Source organism: Methylobacterium sp. WL103 (assembly GCF_008039885.1).
GTDB lineage: Bacteria > Pseudomonadota > Alphaproteobacteria > Rhizobiales > Beijerinckiaceae > Methylobacterium > Methylobacterium cerastii.
Window position 1 is genome coordinate 1 of the sequence record NZ_VRUX01000693.1, and the last position, 2,042, is coordinate 2,042.

At 66.7% G+C, this 2,042-nt stretch carries 2 protein-coding genes and 1 pseudogene; all 3 read left to right on the forward strand.

Annotated elements, in window-relative coordinates; genetic code table 11:
* The coding region (locus FV222_RS24305) for a transposase domain-containing protein (RefSeq protein WP_147815615.1) at positions 1-113 on the forward strand (113 nt) is incomplete at its 5' end.
* Between the two features lie 11 nt (positions 114-124).
* Positions 125-472, forward strand: a pseudogene (locus FV222_RS24310) (transposase); the annotation flags it as partial.
* A gap of 103 nt (positions 473-575) precedes the next feature.
* The gene (locus tag FV222_RS24315; protein ID WP_147815845.1) at positions 576-1,679 is read left to right on the forward strand and encodes an IS5 family transposase; all 1,104 of its coding nucleotides are present in this window, start codon (positions 576-578) and stop codon (positions 1,677-1,679) included.
* Positions 1,680-2,042 lie beyond the last annotated feature (363 nt).

A 2,042-nucleotide genomic window follows, 5' to 3' on the forward strand; every position in this document is an offset into this window, starting at 1 on the left:
CCTACCTCGCCGACGTCATCACCCGCATCGTCGAGGGCCATCCACAACGTCGTCTCGACGACCTGCTGCCATGGGCCTACCCGGTCATGCCAGCCCTCAGAGCCGTGGCCTGAAAACAGCGCTTACGGTGCATCGCTGGTTCTTGCGCCTCTCCCAGACAGGCATGTTCGAACGCCTGGCCTATGCCCTCACGCTTGCCGACCGTGAGCGCGCCGGGCGCGAGGCTTGCCCGACCGGCTGTGTCCTCGATGCGCAAGCCGCCCGCTCGGGTGGCGTGGGGGTAGCCGGCAAGCGCAGTTACGATCCGGCCCGGCGGGTCGTCGGGCGCAAACGCCACGCGCTAACGGATACGGACGGCCGCCTGCTCGTGGCTGCGGTCTCACCCGCTGACCTGCACGACAGCCACGGCGCGATTACCCTGCTTCGCGTATCGCGTGGGCTGTTCCGATTCCTAGCTCGCTGCTTTGCCGACTGAGCTTATCGAGACGAGCGCTTTAGCAGGCTGCTGCAGAAGTCGCTGGTGGGGTGATCCGAGAGATGATTCACTCTGTCTTTGACGGGACGGAGGCTTGACGATGCGCGGGCGTGAGGAACGGTCGGAGAACCTGTTCAGCTACGTCCGTCTGGAGGACCGGGTACCGGCCGACCATCCGCTGCGGCCGATCCGTGCTCTGGCGGACGACGTGCTGGCCGGGCTAAGCGAACGCTTCGAGGGCCTGTACTCGGGGATGGGCCGCCCCTCGATCCCGCCGGAGATGCTGCTGCGGGCGACGCTGCTGCAGGCCTTCTTCTCGGTGCGCTCCGAGCGGATGCTGATGGAGCAGATCGACTACAATCTGCTGTTCCGCTGGTTCGTGGGCTTGGAGATCGATGCTGCGGTCTGGCACCCGACGGTGTTCACCCACAACCGCGACCGGCTGCTGGAAGCGGATGTCGCCCGTGCCTTCCTGTCGGGGCTGCTGGCGCTGAAGCCGGTCAAACGGCTGCTGTCGAGCGACCACTTCTCGGTGGACGGCACGATGATCGAGGCGTGGGCCTCGATGAAGAGCTTCCGCCCCAAGGACGGTTCGGGCGAACCGCCAAGGCCGGGCCGCAACGGCGAGCGGAACTTCCGCAAGGAGAAGCGCTCGAACCAGACCCATGCCTCGACCACCGATCCCGATGCCCGGCTCTACCGCAAGGCGGACGGCCAGGAGAGCCGGCTTTGCTTCCTCGGCCATGCGCTGATGGAGAACCGCAACGGCCTGGTGGTGGACGCGACCCTCACCCATGCCACCGGCACGGCCGAGCGCGAGGCCGCCCTGGCCATGCTCGATCGCCTGCCCCGCCGGCACCGGATCACGCTGGGCGCGGACAAGCTCTTCGACGTCGAAGCCTTCGTCGGCGACCTGCGGGCCCGGCAGGTGACGCCGCACATCGCGATCAACGGGGCTGTCTCCAAGACCGGCAAGGTGCGCAAGACCGCCCTTGACGGGTGCACCACCCGCCATCCCGGCTACGCGATCAGCCTGCGCTGCCGCAAGCGGATCGAGGAGGTCTTCGGCTGGATCAAGGCGCAAGCCGGGCTCGCCAAGGTGAAGGTCCGATCCCTGCCCAAGGTCGAGGCGGTCTTCACCTTCGCAGCCGTCGCCTACAACCTCGTGCGCCTGCCCAAACTCCTGGCCGAGGCGGTCGCATGAGGCCCGAGCCGGGCCGAGGCGCGTCCTGCCCACCGCGACACCGTCGAAGCCGCCGGATCGACCCGCTTCGGACGGGGCGATCTCCGACAAAACAGCGACAATCCTCCAAACCGAACAGCACGCCAGACTTCTGCAGCAGCCTGCTAACTCAGACCACTAGGAGTGTGGAACAGGAGCGCAGCGATGCCGGTATTACAGACTCGCATGGAGCAACCAAACGCCGTCGTTTGGATGGGGTCCGCGATCTAGCACTACCTGGGCACTTTGATGTTAGAGGGCAGCCTGAAGCGCCTTCGGCAGTGTGGGCACAGGACGGGCGGAACGAGGCTGGCGAACAGCTGACCGATGATGGCCTGCCGCACG

What these genes read in the sequence shown, in the direction of transcription:
- FV222_RS24315 (WP_147815845.1), top strand. Translation starts at nt 576, where the DNA reads ATGCGCGGGCGTGAGGAACGGTCGGAGAACCTGTTCAGCTACGTCCGT.